This is a genomic window from Sulfurisphaera javensis, from assembly GCF_041154675.1.
Lineage (GTDB): Archaea > Thermoproteota > Thermoprotei_A > Sulfolobales > Sulfolobaceae > Sulfurisphaera > Sulfurisphaera javensis.
This window is the reverse complement of sequence record NZ_AP031322.1, coordinates 2,299,097-2,317,191: the sequence shown is the minus strand read 5'-3', so window position 1 is coordinate 2,317,191 and position 18,095 is coordinate 2,299,097. Positions and strand designations below refer to the sequence as shown.

The window sequence follows — 18,095 nt, the reverse complement described above, 5'->3', positions numbered from 1 at the left end:
AAAGTATGTCCACAATTTTAAATAAAAATCAGCTTATAAATCCATATGAAAAATTTGGTAATACAAGACAATGTGAACATTGGGGATTCGTAGTAAGAGTAGATCAATGCTTAGGTTGTGATGCATGTGTTGCTGCATGCACATTAGAGAATCAAACACCATTCTGGGAAGGACTGTTTAGAACACATGTAGAAGACCTAGAAATAGGAGAATACCCTAATGTTCAAAGGATATTTGTCCCAAGACTATGTATGCAATGTGAAAACCCTCCATGCTATTATGTTTGTCCTACTGGGGCTACACAGATTGTACAAGGTGGAATTGTAGTAGTTGATGAATATAAATGCATGGGTTGTTTATACTGTGTTGAAGCTTGCCCGTATGGAGCAAGATATTTCTATACGTACGAAGACATTCAAAAAGCTAAACAGTATTATGGAGAGAATTTAATTCATGTGGTTCCTCACGTAGATAAATGTACATTCTGCTATGGAACAGCACCAGATGGAACAAATACGCCAGCATGTGTTAGAACTTGTCCAGGTGGAGCAAGAGTGTTTGGATGTCTTGATGATCCTAATAGTGAAGTCAGTATATTAGTCAATACTGGACAAGCAGTAGTATTAAATCCGCAATTAAATGTCCAACCTAAGGTATTTTATGTCTTTAATAGGCAATTAGAAAGATATGTAAGTAATTCGGGTGATAATTCATGAATAAGATCTTATTAGCTTGGACTATAATTTTCATATTACTAGGAGGAGGCATATTATTTTATGGTATGAGTTTTAATCCATCAGCATGGTTTAATGGTGAAGTAACATTCACAGAACCTAATGATGAGCCGATACCTTGGGGATTATTAGTTATTGGCTATATCTTCTTTGGAATAATAGGGACTGGTGTTAGTACATACAACTCATTATATGAGTTATTTAATAAGAATCACAAAGATAAGAATCCATTTAATAAATTCTCATTGAGAAATGAGTGGCTAGCCTTAGCTGTACTAATTCCGGGTTGGATAATGGTTTTTGCCTCAACATATAAACCGGCTGAAGCAATGTATATTTACTTAAGCTTTAGAGATACTTCAAGAATTGCGTGGAACGGTGTATTATATCTATTGGTAGGCATTGGAATTATAGCTGAAATTTTACTATTAATAGGAGAAAAAATAAAGAAACAAAACAAGAGGGATCCTATTAGTAGATTCTTAGGCTGGTTATCAAGTGAGTTAAAAATAGAAATACCGGGCATGTTAAGAATTGTCCTAGGAATTGATGCGTTAATTATTGGTTACGCTATCGTAGCTGAAGTTGTACTAGACGCTAACTTAGGTTCGGTATTTGGATATCTATCAACTTGGGTAGATGAATTTGGTCCTTTCATGTCAATATTGACTGTTATTCTATCATTTTATGGAGGAATAGCAATGATAGCACTCGTAAGTACAATTTATGGAAAGTTAAAATCTAATAAACCAATTGAAGTAAAAGGGGAAGTTAAGGTACAAGATCCATCTAGCAACGGAGTAAACATATATAAAATATTAGGAAGAGATGGGATACTATCTACTATAGCAATTGGCTTTCTAATGTTATGGTGGATGTGGTTAACTGCAACAAATCAGGAAACTGCTCCTTGGGCTAACATATTGTTATATGGAGTATATAGCATACCGTTCTGGGTAGGAATAGTAATTGTTGGAATAGTAATTCCAATAATACTTTACGGAATAGCCTATGCAAAAAGTAGTGCTAAAGCACTCATAGCATCAGCAGTATTTTCGCTTATAGGAATGTTCTCTATAGTAACATTAGCTGACATTCTTCCACAATCAATAACTTGGTATTATACAATTTCGCCAATATCACCAGCTAATTCAAATTGGGTATATGAACTTCGTAGTATCTTTAACCACGGACCCCTATGGAATTTATTACCATTCCATATTCCCTTCTATGATGAAGTGTGGTTTGTAGGATCTGTACTGTTATTACTTGGAGTTTACACTTTAGGTGTTCTATTGCTACCATTAGAAGAAGAGGAAGAACCGAAACATGTATGGATATTTAAGTGAGAAAAATGACTGAAGAAATTGATCTAACTAAACCTAATCCATTAGTTAGGCTTCAAGTTAACATTTTTTTTATCTCTGAAAATGAGTCTTCTCACGAAATTGCAGAAAAAATTAAAGGCTCCAAAGCAGTTATTTTAGTTGGTAAAGTAGATGAAAATCACATTGAGACTTATAAGAAGGCTATAGAGGAGGCCGGAATAAATCCATTATTAGTTAGGATTGTAGATCCTAGTTGGGGAGAAAAAGAAATTGAGTATAATAAAGTAATTTTAACTAACTCTTGGACAGCCGATTTAGCAATAGAAGAAGAAAAAAGCGAAAGCGTATCAAGAAGGGATTTAATTTTAGGAAAAGTGAAAATAATAAAAAAGAAAGTTGATAAACCGATTTATATAAATGATTATTGTAAATGGCTTTATAGAGCATGTAATGTATGTGAGCAGTCATGTCCTTATAATGCAATAACTGTAGATAAGAAATCTGGAGTAATCATAAATTATGATAAATGCAAAGCTTGTGGACTATGTGTTGCTTCTTGTCCCGTAAGTGCTTTGCAATTTCCATCAATATCTCAACAATCAATATTTGAATTGGCAAAGATTAAAGGTGATAAAAAAATAACTTGTTATAGAAATGAGAAAAGTAATGGTGTAAAGTTACCTTGCCTAGCTATGCTTTCTGAAGTTGATATACTTCTACTAAGAAGTAATGGAAAAGTTCAGTTTGAATGCCCAGGTTGTGAATTACAAAGTAATTTAAATAATTTTATTCAATTAATCACAGATTATAATAATAAAATTGGTGGAATAAATTTTATCTCACCCAATTTGAAAATTGAAGAAAAAGAAGTTAAAGAACTGAAAATTTCTTCAGAAAATTATTTTAATAGAGCAGAAGCAAGAAAGAAAATTATGGAAAAAGAAAACTTACCTTATATTCAATTTGACGTTAGTATACATAATAATTCTTGTACCTTATGTGAAAGTTGTGTAAAATGGTGTCCTACATCAGCAATTAAGCTTGTAAGAGATAATGAGGAGGAAAGGATTACGTTTAACCCTACAAGTTGTATTGGATGTAATATTTGTATGAATGTCTGTCCAGAGTCTTGTGGAAAAGGAGAAAAGGTGATTAAAGTTTCCAAGAGTAAGGAAGCTATTAATGAAGAGAAAATAATATTTAAAGATGAGCTAGTTAGATGTAGAGTCTGTGGAACTCCGATAGGTTCAAGAAGAAGTTTAAATCACGTTAAAAAAATTATGGAAGAAAGAGGAGCTATTGTTGATGATGAATGGTTAGAAAGATGTCCTAAACACAGAGCAGAATATGCTTTTCAGATGAGATTTGGTTTTCAAGCAAAATTTAAGCCTAAAAAGGGTGTGGGATAAATGAGTTGGGTTGATTATAAAGTCTTTACATATTTGTTTTTAGGACCTAGATATATGGATAGAATTAAGGCTTTAGTTGGAGGTCTGGAAGATAGAGATTATTATCCTTATTTACAAAAAATATTTGAAGTGATAGAGAAAGAAAATTACGATAAAATAGCTACAGAGTTTACCTCATGCTTTATTAATGATTTTAAACATGTGAAATGTCCTCCTTACGAGTCATGGTATGTTGAAAAGACTGTATTTGGATTATCAGCCCAAAGAGTCCTAGAAGAGTATTTGAAATATGGGATAAATCCTAAAAAACAAATGCCAGATCATATATCAACTGAAATGGAGTTTGTATCATTCCTATTATATATTCATGATGAGAAAAATGCTAATACTTTTATCTTAAAACACATATTGAACTGGGTTCCTAGATTAGCCGATGATATAATAAGATACTCGAAAGGAGAATACACTAGACTTATTGGTGAAACCATTAAAATTTTTACGGAAAGCGAAAAGAAAAGAATTTTAGCCACTGCAGAAATGAAAGAATCTTGAGTAACATGACTATATATTATCAGCCTTTAGCGTGGTCAATTATAACTTTAGTTATTGCTCTAATGTTAATTTACGTCTCTTGGAGAAATTATAATTATAAGAAAAATAAGATGTGGTTATTCTATTTTTTAGGATTTTTATCTTTTCTCATTGCTTCTTTGCTTCAAGTCTTATTTGCTATAGGAGATAATGATCCTGTATCAAGTGCGTTATACTCCTTCTTAGTTGCTGAATTAGTATTGTTCTTATCTTTAGGTTCAGCTCAACAGTTATCAGAGAGATGGTTAAAATATTATTACTATTACTCTATTATTGCTACAGTAATTCTCATTTTAGGAATTATCTTATCTTCCCCATTTGGAATCTCATCAAATGGAATACCAATGAATTTTCCCCCTTTAGTTCCAGCAACTTCATCTGTTATAACGATACCAGCAACTGGATTAATCTTATTTTTAGCAGCTAGGGCACTATTATTTAAGGGTAACAAAACAAAACTAACCAGTGTAATTTTAGGTGTTGTAGTTTTAGGATTTGGTGGAATGCTGGTAGCTTCAGGTTTTTGGCAAGTACTTTATATTTCGGAATTTATAGGAATGTCGTTATTTCTTTATGGAATAATTTAAATGCATTACATTAATAGAAACCTCAATTTATCATAAATGCTAGTTTTATTTTCAAACTTTATTTTTGAATTCTATTTATTCATTTCTCCAAGTATTATCATTGGACTAATGACTATCTTATGATAATTAGTTCAACATAAACTTTCAAAAATAATGTAAACAAAATAAATACACAAGTTTTAAATTTATACCATGAGAGTATAGTTTATGCGTCTCGTAGTTGCAACAAATTTTGACGATGAGTTAGTAGAGAAAATTCATCAATATCCAGTAAAATATATGTATGGAAGCCAGACAGAAACTTTGACAGGACATGGAAGAGCATCATTTATTTTACCTAAAGTTGATGACGAAAGATTAAAGTCCCATATTGAACTACTCCATTCTTATAAGATAAAATTTCTTTACACTATGAATACAGCTAATTTATATGGAAAAGAGTATAGTGAAAAATTTCATGAAGATTTGAAAAAAGAAGTAGATAAGTTAGTTAATTTCGGAGTTGATGGCTTTATAGTTGCCTTACCTTTTTTAATATATTTCATAAAAAGAGAGTACCCTGATATTGAAGTTTCAGTTTCTTCATTTGCAAGAATTACTCACATAAGAAAAGTTGAGGAATACCTAAAGATGGGAGTTAATACTGTTATTATGGATGAGGATACTAACCGTAATTTCTCTCTTTTGGAACAATCTGCAAAGTTGGCTAAGAAATATAATGCTGACATAGAAGTAATCACAAATAACACTTGTTTATGGGGTTGCCCATATAAGTTAACCCATGATCAAGTGACTTCTTATGCCTCAGCAAAAGATGGAATAAAAGGAATTTGGTATGAATTTCCAGTCCTTTTCTGCGCTACAGAAGTTAGAAATGATTTTGCTAACATAATTAGAATGAGATGGATAAGACCAGAAGATCTTCATTATTACGAGGAAATAGGAATAGACAGATTTAAGATAGCTGGTAGAAATAAAAAGACAGACTGGTTAGTTAATGTAGTAAAAGCTTATTCAGAAAGAAAATACGAGGGAAACTTATTAGATATTTTAAGTTATGTTCAAGGTAGAGCTACTACTTCCGCATTAAGGAAAATAAATTCCTCATCCCAATATGAAATTTTGATGAAAATATATGTTGATAATAATGCATTTCCTCCTAACTGGTTAAGTTATTTTAAATATAATAGATGTGAGGAAAGAAGTTGTGAAGATTGTAAATATTGTGATATTATAGCAGAAAAAACCATAAGAGTTGAGGGAGAATTGCCTAGAGATAAGATAAGACCACCTATAGAACTTATTCCGAGGTTTAGAGAAGATGGTAAAAATAAACAATAAAATAAGAATAATAGAATTGCTTGAACCAGACTTTTTCGGCACTATTTTAAATCATAATGTTGTGCTAATCGAAAATGGACCTAGCGGAGGATTAATGTTAGTTGACACTAGCTTACCGGAAAATTTTGAGAATTTAGAGAAATACTTAAAATCTTGGGGATATTCAATTTCAGATATTTCAGATATTGTAATTACTCATGCTCATCCGGATCATTTCGGTAATGCAGAAAAGATAAGGAGAGAAGCTAAAGCAAAAATATATGCTCATGAGTTAGAGGAGTTTAATCTTGGAGGAAAAATTCCCGTAGAAGAAGTAAAAAAAGAGTTTAATATACCAGAGGAAGAAATAAGAAAAACAATTAATAGAATAGAAAATATGAAAATTGAATTACCTACTATTGATGTCAAATTAAAAGGGGGAGAAGAATTAGCTGGATTCAAAGTAATTCATGTTCCCGGACATACAAAGGGTCATATAGCATTATTTGGAGATGGTATTTTAATTGCAGGGGATGCTATTAGAAATATAAACGGAGTAAAACCTCCTCTTAAGTTCTTCTGTTGGGATTATGAGAAAGCACTAGAGGCATTTAATAATTTAATGGCACTACCATATAAGATCTTAATCCCATATCATGGAGAATTGTATTTCAGATAATAAATATTTGCTTTCTTCTAAGTTAAGAAGAACGAAAGATATCAAGATAAATTATTTATCTTGGTTTCTACTTTTCGTTTTTGCTATTATTTTCTAAAGATTATAAATATAATTAACTAAACTTTCCTTAAAAATGAAGTTACTTACATATTGAAGACCAGAAAGTAAAACAACTGCAAATGTAATTTTTACTGTTAATCCAGATGGCGAAACATGTAGACGAGGAAGAAATTAAATCCTTCCTTATAAAAAGAGAGTGTTTATACACCCTACCTCAGAACATTATACCCTATCTTCAAAATTAATGTTTTCACCTCAGAATTGAGGAACTCAAATTAATGATATGAAAGAAGCTAAACGTTATATATTCTACTAAAGTATGGATGTTTATATTTATGGAGATTGAAGGAATTTATACTGTAATTAATGGTGAGATAGAGAATATTAATAATTGGTGAAAAGAGATCTACTGGAATACTAGAATAAATGCTTTAACAAGTTACTTAATTATGATGGAAAAGTAAAATTATTAATTTTGTCTGAAATAGAAGATAAAATTCATGAGACAATTAAGATGCGAGGATTAGAACATATTTTTAGTTTCATAATATATATTATCTTTTACTCAAATATTTTCCTATGAAGTATTGGTGGAGATATTATTTTCTTTCTTTTGCTGTTTTATTACTTCTCTCTTTCGTTGTCTCTTCATTCTTTCCTTCAAATTTTTATTTAGAGATTGGAGAAATAAGCTTAGTCTTCTTTATATGGTATCTTCTTTCTCCTTATATTATGATTATTTCTTTTAAGTTAAAAAGAAGTTACGATTTGAGATTAGATTCTATTGTTTCCTACACTTCTAATCTATTCAGAATGAGAAAACCTAAAGTGTTTATTACGTATACTGATTACACTAACGCTTTTGCGTTTGGAAATATATTTTTCAAGGGTATAGGCTATACTTCATCTATTTTAACTTCCTTACAAGATAATGAATTAATAGCTGTTACAGCACATGAATTATCTCACATAAGAAATCATGACATGGAAATTCAAGTAATTGGCTTAATTCTATACGATATTATATATCTCTTTGCCTTTAATATAAACTTCATTTTAGGCATGGTTCTTTTCTTTCTTGTCTTCCCTATTTTTATTTTATTTCACAGATGGTTAGAAAAAAGGGCTGACATTACAGCAGTTAAAAATAACAGATGGCTAACAGTGTATTTAGAAAACGCTTTAATAAAAATAGGTTATTTAGGCAGAACAATCCCTAGTTATTTACTCAGAGATATTCCTGATTTCCAATTATATTTTATAAAACAACAATTAATAAATACAATAGAGGATAAGAGCTTTTTCAGAACTCATCCTTCATTATCTGATAGACTTAGATACCTTAGCAAATATGAATCTTGATTTATCTTTTACTAAAAAAGATTTACATAAAACAAAAAATGAAATAAGCTAAAAGTTTTGAAATGCTTTGTATCCTCATTCTTACGGAAAATTAATCCTTTATATAGAGAATTTATAAAAACAAAATCGGCTGTTGAAAACAATTTCCATAAAAGCGTGAAATGCTCTTAGATCAAACTACATGTGTATAGAAAATTAGTAAATAGTAGTGATAAAAGAAACTAAAATATACGGTTTCCACAAGGTGGATGAGAAGAATAATATATAGTAAACGAAATCCAATGAGACCCAACTTGTACAGAAACCTAACTAGCTTAATATAATCTTCATCTTGGTCTTTTCCTTATTATTTTTTCATATATGATTAAAACAATACCAGACGTGATAATAATAGGGCCTAATGAGATTAAATAATCTGAATATAATCCTATACCACTAGTCTCATAAAGAGTGTAATTAACTATAGAAGGGAAAACATTGTTATTCTTTATTGTTATATTTCCTGGCGAAGATGAAAAGAAGCAAATTACATAATCTAAGCTATCATTAATTTTTACTGCAGAAGAAGGGTAACCGAAAACTTCTACCGGAGAAGTAAAATTATAACTAAATAGTACTTCAGCATTACCTATATAAGGAACTTCATAAGTAGAATTTGGATATAGTTCAACCTTACTGTTTATTTTAACATACTTTGAATTAGCTAAGAGTACTAAGGATAAAAGACTAATTCCAATTATTATAAGGATAATTCCTAAATAAATAAACTTCATATAATATTGTTAATAATAAACGTTTAAAAAGTCTCTCTTCGTTTAATTAAATGAAATAATAAAGCTAGTCATGGTATCATATATAGTAAAAATCTCAATCGTCTCTATGCGAAAATTTAAGAGAAGATTTGTATATGATAAAGGTCAGAGTAGATAGGAAAATCATAGAAATAATTTGTATTCTCACATTGAAATTAAGAAGCTATCATTAAAACTATAGATACCATAAATTACCAGTTGATTGCTCATTCTCTACTAGGCAATAGTCTTACTTCCCCACACTATAAAAACCTAAGACTTGAGTCATCGATTAGATATTGCATCACTTATTTAAAGGCAGAAGTACAGATAATAGATATTTTTTATAAAAACACTCATATTAAGCAGGATTATCAAATTAGTCGTTCTTAGTCCCAGAGTAATTAATTCTTATGTGACCTAAATCATTTTTAATGCTTTTCGACATTACTATGCTTTTGTATAGATATCATACCTTAATGCAATCAGTATAGTTTATAATTATATAAATTTCTTTATTATTTATAAGATGCTTTATAACTAACAGTATTTATTTTTAATTAATGAAATTTATACTAGATGCATAATTTTTATTATTATAATTGAATAGTATACATCGTTATAATATAGAAATCTTAATACTCTAAATTATTAATAGATGAATACTTAGGAGTTAATGAATTAAATTTTGAATTAAGAAATTTTTCAATTTTCATTCATATTATTCTTACGTATTTTTTGTATTTTCTCTGTCATTTTCTCATATACTTCTTTCGCTTTTGGAACTTCTATCTCAAATAATTTATTATTTGTATAAATTTGTATCGCATATTCCTTTACAAGTTTTCTGGTAAAAGGTGATATAAAAAGCCTTGTATTTTTAAGATCTATGTTGTTAACTTCACTCCATGGTATGTAATATTTCCTTAGCCATCTTAAATAAATCCCTTCATCTGTAACAATTATGCTTCCTTTTCTAATAGAGAGAACAAGTAGTATTACAAATAGTATCAAAAGAAAGAATGAAATGTCAAATACTACTATATCTGCTAAATTATATTTAACTAAAGGAGCTAAATAAGCTGTAATAAAAAATACTGCTACATCAACAAGCGTATAAATACTTATTTTCTTTAAACTAGACCCAGATTTAATTATAACTCCCATACTATTTATTACTACTTATAAATATAAAAAATTTTGTTGACTATTTCATATGATTATTAGTACTATCTTGATATAATTTCATTTTAGAAAAAGTAATCAAATAAATTGGTACCAATTTTTAGGTATATTATAACCAAAGTTCTAATAAATATATACCAGTATCAACATAAGCTTTATATAGATAAAAGAATATTAGATTTCAGATAGTTGACGTGATCTATAAACTATAATTGAAAGTAAGATGCTTATAATAAAATAAGAGAGAAGTATTTCTATACTTTCCGGAATTGTAACGTTATAGATACGTTGAATTCCATTTGTTGTTACTTCCTTGAGTATATGAGGAGGATAAGTAGGTTCTGCAACGTTGGATATTACGGTTAAACCATAGATTATAAGGAACCATGGTTCATACTGGATATCAGTAAGAATAGCTTCTATTAGAGGAAAGATTATTAGAAGAACAAATATAGATATAGTTATTGATATTGAGGGATTCTTACTTAAAGTACTAAATAACGAAGTAAAAGCTAGTAATGATGCCATACCAAATATTGAAAAGGCAATTATTAGAGGCCAATTGCCAACTAGATGTGAATATAACAGAAGTGTAGATGACATAACCCCCGCTAAGAATATTAAAACAGCTATAATTGAAGCTATTAGTGCTGATATAAATCTAGCTACAAATATTGTCTCTCTTTTTAAAGGTTGTGACAACGTAAAAAGACCTTCTCTGCTAAAGTCCTTACTTATTAAATCTCCTCCAAATAATCCCGCTATTACAATAAATAATGGTAAATAATAAGATAATGTAGCATCCATGAAAGTATAAGGACTAGATGGCTTAGTAACAATATGTAAGAACACCAGAATTACATTTATGTAAGATATTGCTAATGATAATGGTAATAGAATTTGAAACCTTTTTGATCTATAATAAAATTTGAAATTTGAAGATATAATAAGCCATAAGTTACTTGACTTACTAATCATAATTTATCACCTTATCAAATCTTTCTAATAATCTAATATAACTTTCTTCTAATGTAGATGTGTTATCTGTGAAACTTCGTATTCCTAATTTTATTAATCTTTCTAGAATTTTTTGCCGATCATTATCATTACCTGAATAATGAACAATAAATGTTCTATTACTATCTTCTACTTGTTCTATATTAGTAGAAATATCACCTATTAAATTTTTAATTTCTTCTATAAATATTGGATAAAGAAATTCTATTCTCAAACTTTTTGGTGAAAACATCCTCATAAGTTTCTCTTTACTGCCCTGCCATAGCAATCTTCTTTTTATAATTATTATATAGTCACATAATTCTTGGACTTCAGACAAAATATGCGAAGAAAAGACTACTATTTTCTCTTTCTTCAGTTTTTTTATTATGTTTTTTATAACATAAATCTCTATTGGGTCAAGCCCATCTGTGGGCTCGTCTAAAACTAGAATTTGAGGATCTTGTGCTAAAAGAGCAGCTAAATACACTCTTCTTTTTTGCCCCTTTGATAGAACGCCACATCTTGATCTTAAATCCGGTAAATCTAACTCTTCTTTTAAACTCTTAACATCAACTTTTTTTCCTCTAAGTTTAGCAGCAAATTCAATAAATTCTTTTACTGTAAGATAGTCATAAGGTTCTGGAGTTCCTACTAAAAATGCTGTGTTCTTTAAAGCTTTTTCCCTATCTTTAAATACGTCATAATCATTAATTCTCACAGAACCATTTGTTGGTTTAATTAAAGTAGACATAATCTTAAAAAGGGTTGTTTTACCTGCCCCGTTAGGACCTAAAATTCCATAACAACCCGGAGAAGAAATCTTAAAAGATATATCTTCAAGCGCAACAACTTTTCCGAAAGTCTTAACGAGATTAGAAACTTCAATTGACATTAAGTATATATAAAAAATGGATATATTAAAACTTTTATCCATACACAACACTATAGATCAAATCTAGATCATAGACCATAGCATACGCATTATATGTACCTATTCCAGTCACATAGTTCCAACCGTATGTAGCAGGCATTGGATTGTAACCAGAAGTAATTGGTATCCATGGTGGTAAGCCTTGCATCTCATAACCGTTTATATCAATTTCACCACTGTACGAAATATAATAAAAGATATAGTTTAAGGATCCAAGTCTATGACCCGATAATACAACCATTGCAGCTGTCATAGGAGCCGCTCCACTTGTACCGAACCAGTAATAAGTACTTCCATTATAAATCATTGGTAAACCAGAACCATATTCTGTGATATTATATCCTCCATCAGCAACAAACGCTATATCTGGGTATTTTCTGAAAAGCGTTAATGTTCCAGGAATTAAGGAATTCATCTCGTATGACTGCCCATAAAAAACTACGCTAAAACCACCAGTACTATAATCCCATCCGCTTATATTTAGAACCTTACCAGTAGAAGAAACATTAACAAATATACCACCAGCAGAGGTTACTAATGGGTCGCTTGCAGGGAACCATATAGTGTTTTGAACATTAATCATAAAATCTATGGGAGGGAAATTACTTTCGTAACCCCAATCACCTGCTGCAGCAATAACTGATATTCCTTGATCTGCTGCTTGAATAAGAAGATTATTAATGGCATACAACATTACAGGATCATATGCAGCGAGAAATGATTCAGGTAATTCAACAGAAACTGATAAAACATCTGGATTAATGTAATTAATCATATAATAGAATTCATAGTAATAGTTAAGTAAATTCCCTATCATTTTATTCCCACCTACATAACCGTCGCTAAATACAATATATATGTTAGCATCAGGCGCTAAAACTCCAGCCCATTCAGCATCCATTTCATTTTCAGCGCTTTCTCCTTCACTAGTGTTACTCCCAAAAACTATAACGTTTAACTTACCTTCTCGAGGTACTATGCTAAATTTATTCCAAAAATGATAAATATCGGAAGAATTCACATAACTTTCGGGTTCACCTATAATTCCTATACTCATACCTTGACCTAGCTTATTTTCTTCATAGACTTTAGTAAAATTAAAATATTGGGCTATTATAGAGGGAGTTACAGTAACATTTGATATTAATGGATTAGAAGCTAATTGAAAGTTAGAATTGTAAAGAGAGGGATAAATAGTAGGGTCTATACTATTTAGTCCAATTATTCCAATAATATGCTTACCTATATTATAAGGCAATGATGGCGTTACATTATTTGCGTAAAAATAAAATGGCACGAATGTCAGCAATCCTGGTTCTCCAAACCAAAAAATTTCTCCAGTAGGATAGAAGTAAAGATTAATATAAGTATTAAACGCATTCTCCACTTCATTCACTGTACCTTTAAAAATTAATAATAATCCGTACTGTCCTATGAATGAAATTCCGTAAGATTTCATATACGAGATTACTGAGTTTATATATGAGGTAGATGGATAATAATATTCTCTGAATTGTTGTGGTGACATAAATCCCATTACATGATTTAAAATTTCATTTGTAGTTTGCATCAGACTGGAAAAGTTCGTAAAATTAAGTACTACTGCAAAGTATATTACTTGAGATCCGTTCAGTGGTCCAACATATTCGGACTGATAAATTAGTGAATAGAACGGGGAGTTATATACTAAGTAATATGGTTGTGAATACGATAGACTTACTATAGATTGACTACTCACTTCTGCTATTAACAAAATCAAAAATATTACTATTAAACTAGTATTCCTATTCATATATATAATTATATTTAAGAATTATTTAAAACTTTCGTTTAATAAACCTATTACGAAAAAGCAATACGCTGAATATAATTACACCAACTATTGCAACTGCTATAAGATAATTATCATTTTTTGAAGTACTATCATAAGTTAAAGAATTATTTAAATTTAATTGCGAGCTATTGGCAAAATTTGATTTGCTAAAAGAAGTGGAAGATAAAGTATTATTCTTATTAGAAGAATTTAAAACTTGAGTAAAGTTATATAACTCAAAAGTAATATTTACTGATCCTAATGTGTCTGACGCATACTCATTTAATTCTATTAATAAACCAGAACTATTATCCACATAAAGATTAACAATTCCTTGCTCACCATTTTTGGATAAACTTTGGTTTATTTTATAAACATAAAAGGATCCAGCATTAGTAGTAATAACCATTATAGTTTCGTTTTCTCTTATTTTTTGTAACAAATAAAAACTAATAGAAGGGAATTTTAATGATTCATTATAGTTTATTGTATATGTTCCGTTATTTACATAAACTAATAGAATTTTTTGTGGATTTATGTTCTCATCCTTTAGATAGGTAAACAGATTACCAAATGATGTTACAGTAAATGTGAAATTATCTGAAGAATAATTGTCTATTTTATATATTACAAAACCACTTTTTGTTTCACTTATTAATCCCCCAAAACCGCTTATAGACATAATTACTTTATATGTATAATTAGAATCTTTAACAACATAATTGGGTATAAAATAAACGTTAGCTATACTAAAGGTAGAAGTTACAAGAAAACCAAGAAAGGCTAATATAATAATATTCTGTAAATAATTTTTCTCTCTCATATTATGCACCACTATATGTAAAAGATACAACATTATTTTTATCTTCTATATTTATTTGAACAGACACAATCTTATTTTTACCTTTATCTAAAACTAAAGTTAATTTAAGTAACTTATTAGATTTTTTTCTAGGCATATTCATTGCTTGCTTATTGTTGACATTTTGTAACCTTTTCCATATAGTAGTATAGTCTAAAACATAAGGAATTATTTTATACTCAGCCAAAATTCTTAAAATTTCTTCAATTTGCCTATATGGAAAATATTCAGCTAATGACTTAAGAAAGAAATCAAACTCTAATGGAGCTTTTAATATCTTTTTACGTTCTTTGTTCTCCTCAGAAAGGAGTTCAAACCAATTTTCAAAGACATAATATGGGAAGACTATGTGATAAGTTTTTAGATTGCCATTATTCTCTTTTGTAGTTCTTCTATTCATTAAATATAAAATTGCAAATGCCATTTATAAAATTTATCCTCTTATGAATAGAGTATGTAAGTAGTATCGCTATGGAGATACAAAATTTATTGCAACTATGAATAAAAAAGCTTATAGAGAGCATTTCTTATCTCGATAATCATTACTTTATAAATAAGGATTAAGTATTGTAATATCATGTTTATCTAGAATATTATAAGGAACTAGTATTACGAAAAGAAAAAGGACTCTTTGAATACAGTCATGTAAATTAGTATGTAATATGTAAAAATAATTAAAAACATAAAGAAATTATATATACGCAAAGTCAGTTCTCGTAAATATACAAAAACTCATTTGTGAGGATCGCATAATACATAGAAAATAATGTTGATTACAATTTATATCTATTATTTGTTGATTTTCATGACTGCAACTGAACAATATCGAAAAAATAAATCGTAAAATAAAGTAATTTTCATGTTAAGACTATATTTCAATTATCTCTAACAGATGTAATTATATTAAGTAGAAAACAATGAAAATAAATGTTACACTAAAAGAAATAGAACTTCTTATATCTTTAATTTTAATGTATTACATTCTGACTGATATAACATCTATAATCGAAAACTCCTTAGATTCCAATTATCTATCCTAAAATATTTGGTAAAAAAGGTTTTATATAACTAAAATTATATAAAATAAAACTAAATATTGCTATATAATTTAATAATAAATAAAATAAAAAAAATTATCTTTTTTTAGAGACTAGCTAAGGCACCTAACAAGGTTTGTAGCAGTTGTACTACTAAAGCTAATAGATTCTGCAAAAGAGATACTAGAGCACTTACTAGACCATTTAATGCTGAATCTAGTCCTAATAGACTTTCTACAAATAACATATTTGGTCTATTTTAATATAGATATTTAAGTATAAAAATATTTTTGATTGTAATGTCTGTTTACTTATTGAAAATCTATTTAACTCTATCATAAAACATATATGAATACGTAAAACTTTATATATATTAAAATAAGATATAATCTATGGAGATAAGAATTTTTTTATATAAAATAAAAATATAACTTAAGGCTTTAAATAGAAATTAATAGATTCTAATATCGTTCCAAATAAAGGGTTTACAAGGTTAAATTTATATAGAGTATTTTAGTCAAATAGATTTTAAACGGTCAAGCCGATCTGCTGAATAAAGTATTATAGCTTCATATTTTCCTTTTTTGAATTAGTAAACAAGTTACTTATCAATAAAATATTTATACGTATTATTCATAAAGAATATACAGACCAAAAATGGCCGCAACATCCGCCTTATCAAGTATTCTACAAGTAGTACTCCAGCTATTAGAACAACTACTACAAGCAGTATTAAGCCTATTAGTTAGCCTCCTTCAGTCCCTAGCTGGATAAAGATAAAAAGTAAGTTTTTTATTTTTTTTCTATAATTCATTTTTATATAAATTATTTTAACATAATAACAATTTATAATAATAAGATACTGTTCATTAAGATTTATTATATACATTATATATTATTTAGGTGATGCAACTAAGACCTGGTTTGGTACTAGAGTATAAAATAAATATAGAATTTTTAGCATCATTCCTACATAAAAAATATGCTGGAAAAGTATTATATACTATTCTTAATGTTGACAATAGCAAACTAACATATAAAGTGTCAACAGATGAAAATTTATTGCTAGCAAGAGATGTATCAGAAATAGATATAGAAAAAATTGTATTAATGAAGATTGAACCTGGTGTTTATGAGCATGACCTATCGCAAAATTTTGGTTCAAATTTTCCAATAATTCCGAAAAAATATATTGATGTGATAAATAGTAAGGGAATGTCTCAAGTTAATGTTGACAATTTATTCAAAAATTTTCCATTAAATGTCACACGATTTGACGTTGGAATAACTGATGCCGTATGCGATGCTGGGTCAATAAAAAGTTATAAATTCTCTATTGTAGGAAAAAAAGATTTTATAAACTTGGAAGTAAATATGTTCTTCGACGTTGAAAGTGGAGTACTCGTAAGACTTTTAGAAAAGGGAAAATTAATGCTTATAAAGCTAAATATTGATAATCAATTATCGAAGATCTCGTACTCTAATATACGTTAATATAAACTCCTATTAACGTATCTATTTGCTCATCTTTATCAAAATATAACTAATAAATTGTTTTAATATAACGCATAAAAATGCATATTTATAACCATGATATATCATCTTTAGTATTTCGATTAAGCACATAATAATGTATTAGTTATCAAATTTTTCGTTATCAAATTTGACTATTAATAACACAAAATACGTACTTTATAGTTCTAAGCATAATGAGAAAAGCCTTGAGTAACTTTACATGATCCCATCAAAACTTCTCGTAAGTAGACTTGCACTAAATACATAAACTACTACTGCTCTTCCCAAAATAATTAATAATAAGATTATGAATAGTTAAGCAAAAACAAACCATAAACTACTAATGATAAAAATCACTGAATTTTTACTTCTAGTAACGTTATTATGTTGTATGAAATCATATGATTAATTATTTTTATCGAAAACACTAAAAGTAAGAAATAGTTTAGTTACTTATATACCATTAAAACAGTTTCTATAAAAGTGTTATATTTAAATCCTCTTTGTGCGACATATTTCTAGATCTCATCCTAAATGTGTATGGTAAATGCTAGAATAGTGATGAAAAATTAAAACATTTAAGTTTTTCTAAATACAAGATGGAGTTTTCCATGAAGAATATGGAGACATTACGTGTTCTCGTCTCTAATACTATAACTCATTCATATTTAGCAAGAGAAAAATAATTAAGACTTTGATGAAATTCCCGGGTTGAATACTAAATTAAATTAGTTGAGACCAAACCCTTCATAATGGATAGCGTTAGATTAATGAGTAATATAATGATAAATTGATGAATATAGGTATTCCGGAAAGCTTTGGATTATTTTATTTAATAACATAAGAACGAGCTAAAACTCATATAGTTTACTCACATATCTTGTATCATATT

The 18,095-nt window shown here is 28.7% G+C and carries 17 protein-coding genes; 9 read left to right on the top strand and 8 right to left on the bottom strand.

Translation table 11 applies throughout. The features are described from left to right. Positions 1 to 5: 5 nt before the first annotated feature. The 8 genes from ACAM25_RS12840 (at position 6) to ACAM25_RS12805 (ending at position 8,070) form a co-directional block, all read left to right on the top strand. Positions 6 to 716: a 4Fe-4S dicluster domain-containing protein gene (locus ACAM25_RS12840; protein ID WP_369610098.1), complete on the top strand. Its 711-nt coding sequence runs from the start codon at positions 6 to 8 to the stop codon at positions 714 to 716. After that, positions 713 to 2,083: an NrfD/PsrC family molybdoenzyme membrane anchor subunit gene (gene nrfD, locus ACAM25_RS12835; RefSeq protein ID WP_369610097.1), complete on the top strand. Its 1,371-nt coding sequence runs from the start codon at positions 713 to 715 to the stop codon at positions 2,081 to 2,083. The genes ACAM25_RS12840 and nrfD overlap by 4 nt, the downstream gene beginning before the upstream one ends. 5 nt (positions 2,084 to 2,088) lie before the next feature. Next, a complete protein-coding gene (locus ACAM25_RS12830; protein WP_369610096.1) occupies positions 2,089 to 3,471 on the top strand; it encodes a 4Fe-4S binding protein in 1,383 nt (460 codons plus the stop codon). Beyond that, a complete protein-coding gene (locus tag ACAM25_RS12825) occupies positions 3,472 to 4,023 on the top strand; it encodes a molecular chaperone (protein ID WP_369610095.1) in 552 nt (183 codons plus the stop codon). It abuts the gene before it with no gap. Continuing rightward, positions 4,020 to 4,649: a hypothetical protein gene (locus ACAM25_RS12820; RefSeq protein WP_369610094.1), complete on the top strand. Its 630-nt coding sequence runs from the start codon at positions 4,020 to 4,022 to the stop codon at positions 4,647 to 4,649. The genes ACAM25_RS12825 and ACAM25_RS12820 overlap by 4 nt, the downstream gene beginning before the upstream one ends. Positions 4,650 to 4,856: 207 nt before the next feature. Then, the gene (locus ACAM25_RS12815; protein ID WP_369610093.1) at positions 4,857 to 5,990 is read left to right on the top strand and encodes a U32 family peptidase; all 1,134 of its coding nucleotides are present in this window, start codon (positions 4,857 to 4,859) and stop codon (positions 5,988 to 5,990) included. Continuing rightward, a complete protein-coding gene (locus ACAM25_RS12810) occupies positions 5,971 to 6,648 on the top strand; it encodes an MBL fold metallo-hydrolase (RefSeq protein ID WP_369610092.1) in 678 nt (225 codons plus the stop codon). Before ACAM25_RS12815 ends, ACAM25_RS12810 begins: the two co-directional genes overlap by 20 nt. A 639-nt stretch (positions 6,649 to 7,287) precedes the next feature. Beyond that, a complete protein-coding gene (locus tag ACAM25_RS12805) occupies positions 7,288 to 8,070 on the top strand; it encodes a M56 family metallopeptidase (RefSeq protein WP_369610091.1) in 783 nt (260 codons plus the stop codon). A gap of 326 nt (positions 8,071 to 8,396) precedes the next feature. On the opposite strand, the gene ACAM25_RS12800 is transcribed toward ACAM25_RS12805, so the two are convergent. The 8 genes from ACAM25_RS12800 to ACAM25_RS12765 form a co-directional block, all read right to left on the bottom strand. Continuing rightward, positions 8,397 to 8,843, bottom strand: coding sequence for a hypothetical protein (locus ACAM25_RS12800; RefSeq protein WP_369610090.1), 447 nt, complete (start codon positions 8,841 to 8,843; stop codon positions 8,397 to 8,399). A 723-nt stretch (positions 8,844 to 9,566) separates the two neighbouring features. Next, entirely contained in the window at positions 9,567 to 10,028 is a 462-nt protein-coding gene (locus tag ACAM25_RS12795; RefSeq protein ID WP_369610089.1) for a hypothetical protein, read from the bottom strand. A 192-nt stretch (positions 10,029 to 10,220) separates the two neighbouring features. Then, a complete protein-coding gene (locus ACAM25_RS12790; RefSeq protein WP_369610088.1) occupies positions 10,221 to 11,024 on the bottom strand; it encodes an ABC transporter permease subunit in 804 nt (267 codons plus the stop codon). Further along, positions 11,017 to 11,937 (bottom strand): ABC transporter ATP-binding protein, encoded by a 921-nt coding sequence (locus ACAM25_RS12785; RefSeq protein ID WP_369610087.1) that lies wholly within the window; start codon positions 11,935 to 11,937, stop codon positions 11,017 to 11,019. Before ACAM25_RS12785 ends, ACAM25_RS12790 begins: the two co-directional genes overlap by 8 nt. Before the next feature lie 34 nt (positions 11,938 to 11,971). Continuing rightward, on the bottom strand, positions 11,972 to 13,768 hold the full coding sequence (locus ACAM25_RS12780; protein WP_369610086.1) for a protease pro-enzyme activation domain-containing protein: 1,797 nt from the start codon (positions 13,766 to 13,768) through the stop codon (positions 11,972 to 11,974). Between the two features lie 25 nt (positions 13,769 to 13,793). Beyond that, positions 13,794 to 14,612 (bottom strand): hypothetical protein, encoded by an 819-nt coding sequence (locus ACAM25_RS12775; protein WP_369610085.1) that lies wholly within the window; start codon positions 14,610 to 14,612, stop codon positions 13,794 to 13,796. A gap of 1 nt (position 14,613) precedes the next feature. Next, positions 14,614 to 15,051 (bottom strand): hypothetical protein, encoded by a 438-nt coding sequence (locus ACAM25_RS12770; RefSeq protein WP_369610084.1) that lies wholly within the window; start codon positions 15,049 to 15,051, stop codon positions 14,614 to 14,616. Between the two features lie 743 nt (positions 15,052 to 15,794). Then, positions 15,795 to 15,935: a hypothetical protein gene (locus ACAM25_RS12765; RefSeq protein ID WP_369610083.1), complete on the bottom strand. Its 141-nt coding sequence runs from the start codon at positions 15,933 to 15,935 to the stop codon at positions 15,795 to 15,797. 659 nt (positions 15,936 to 16,594) lie between these two features. Here ACAM25_RS12765 and ACAM25_RS12760 point away from each other — a divergent pair. After that, positions 16,595 to 17,182: a hypothetical protein gene (locus ACAM25_RS12760; RefSeq protein ID WP_369610082.1), complete on the top strand. Its 588-nt coding sequence runs from the start codon at positions 16,595 to 16,597 to the stop codon at positions 17,180 to 17,182. The last annotated feature ends 913 nt before the right edge of the window (positions 17,183 to 18,095 follow it).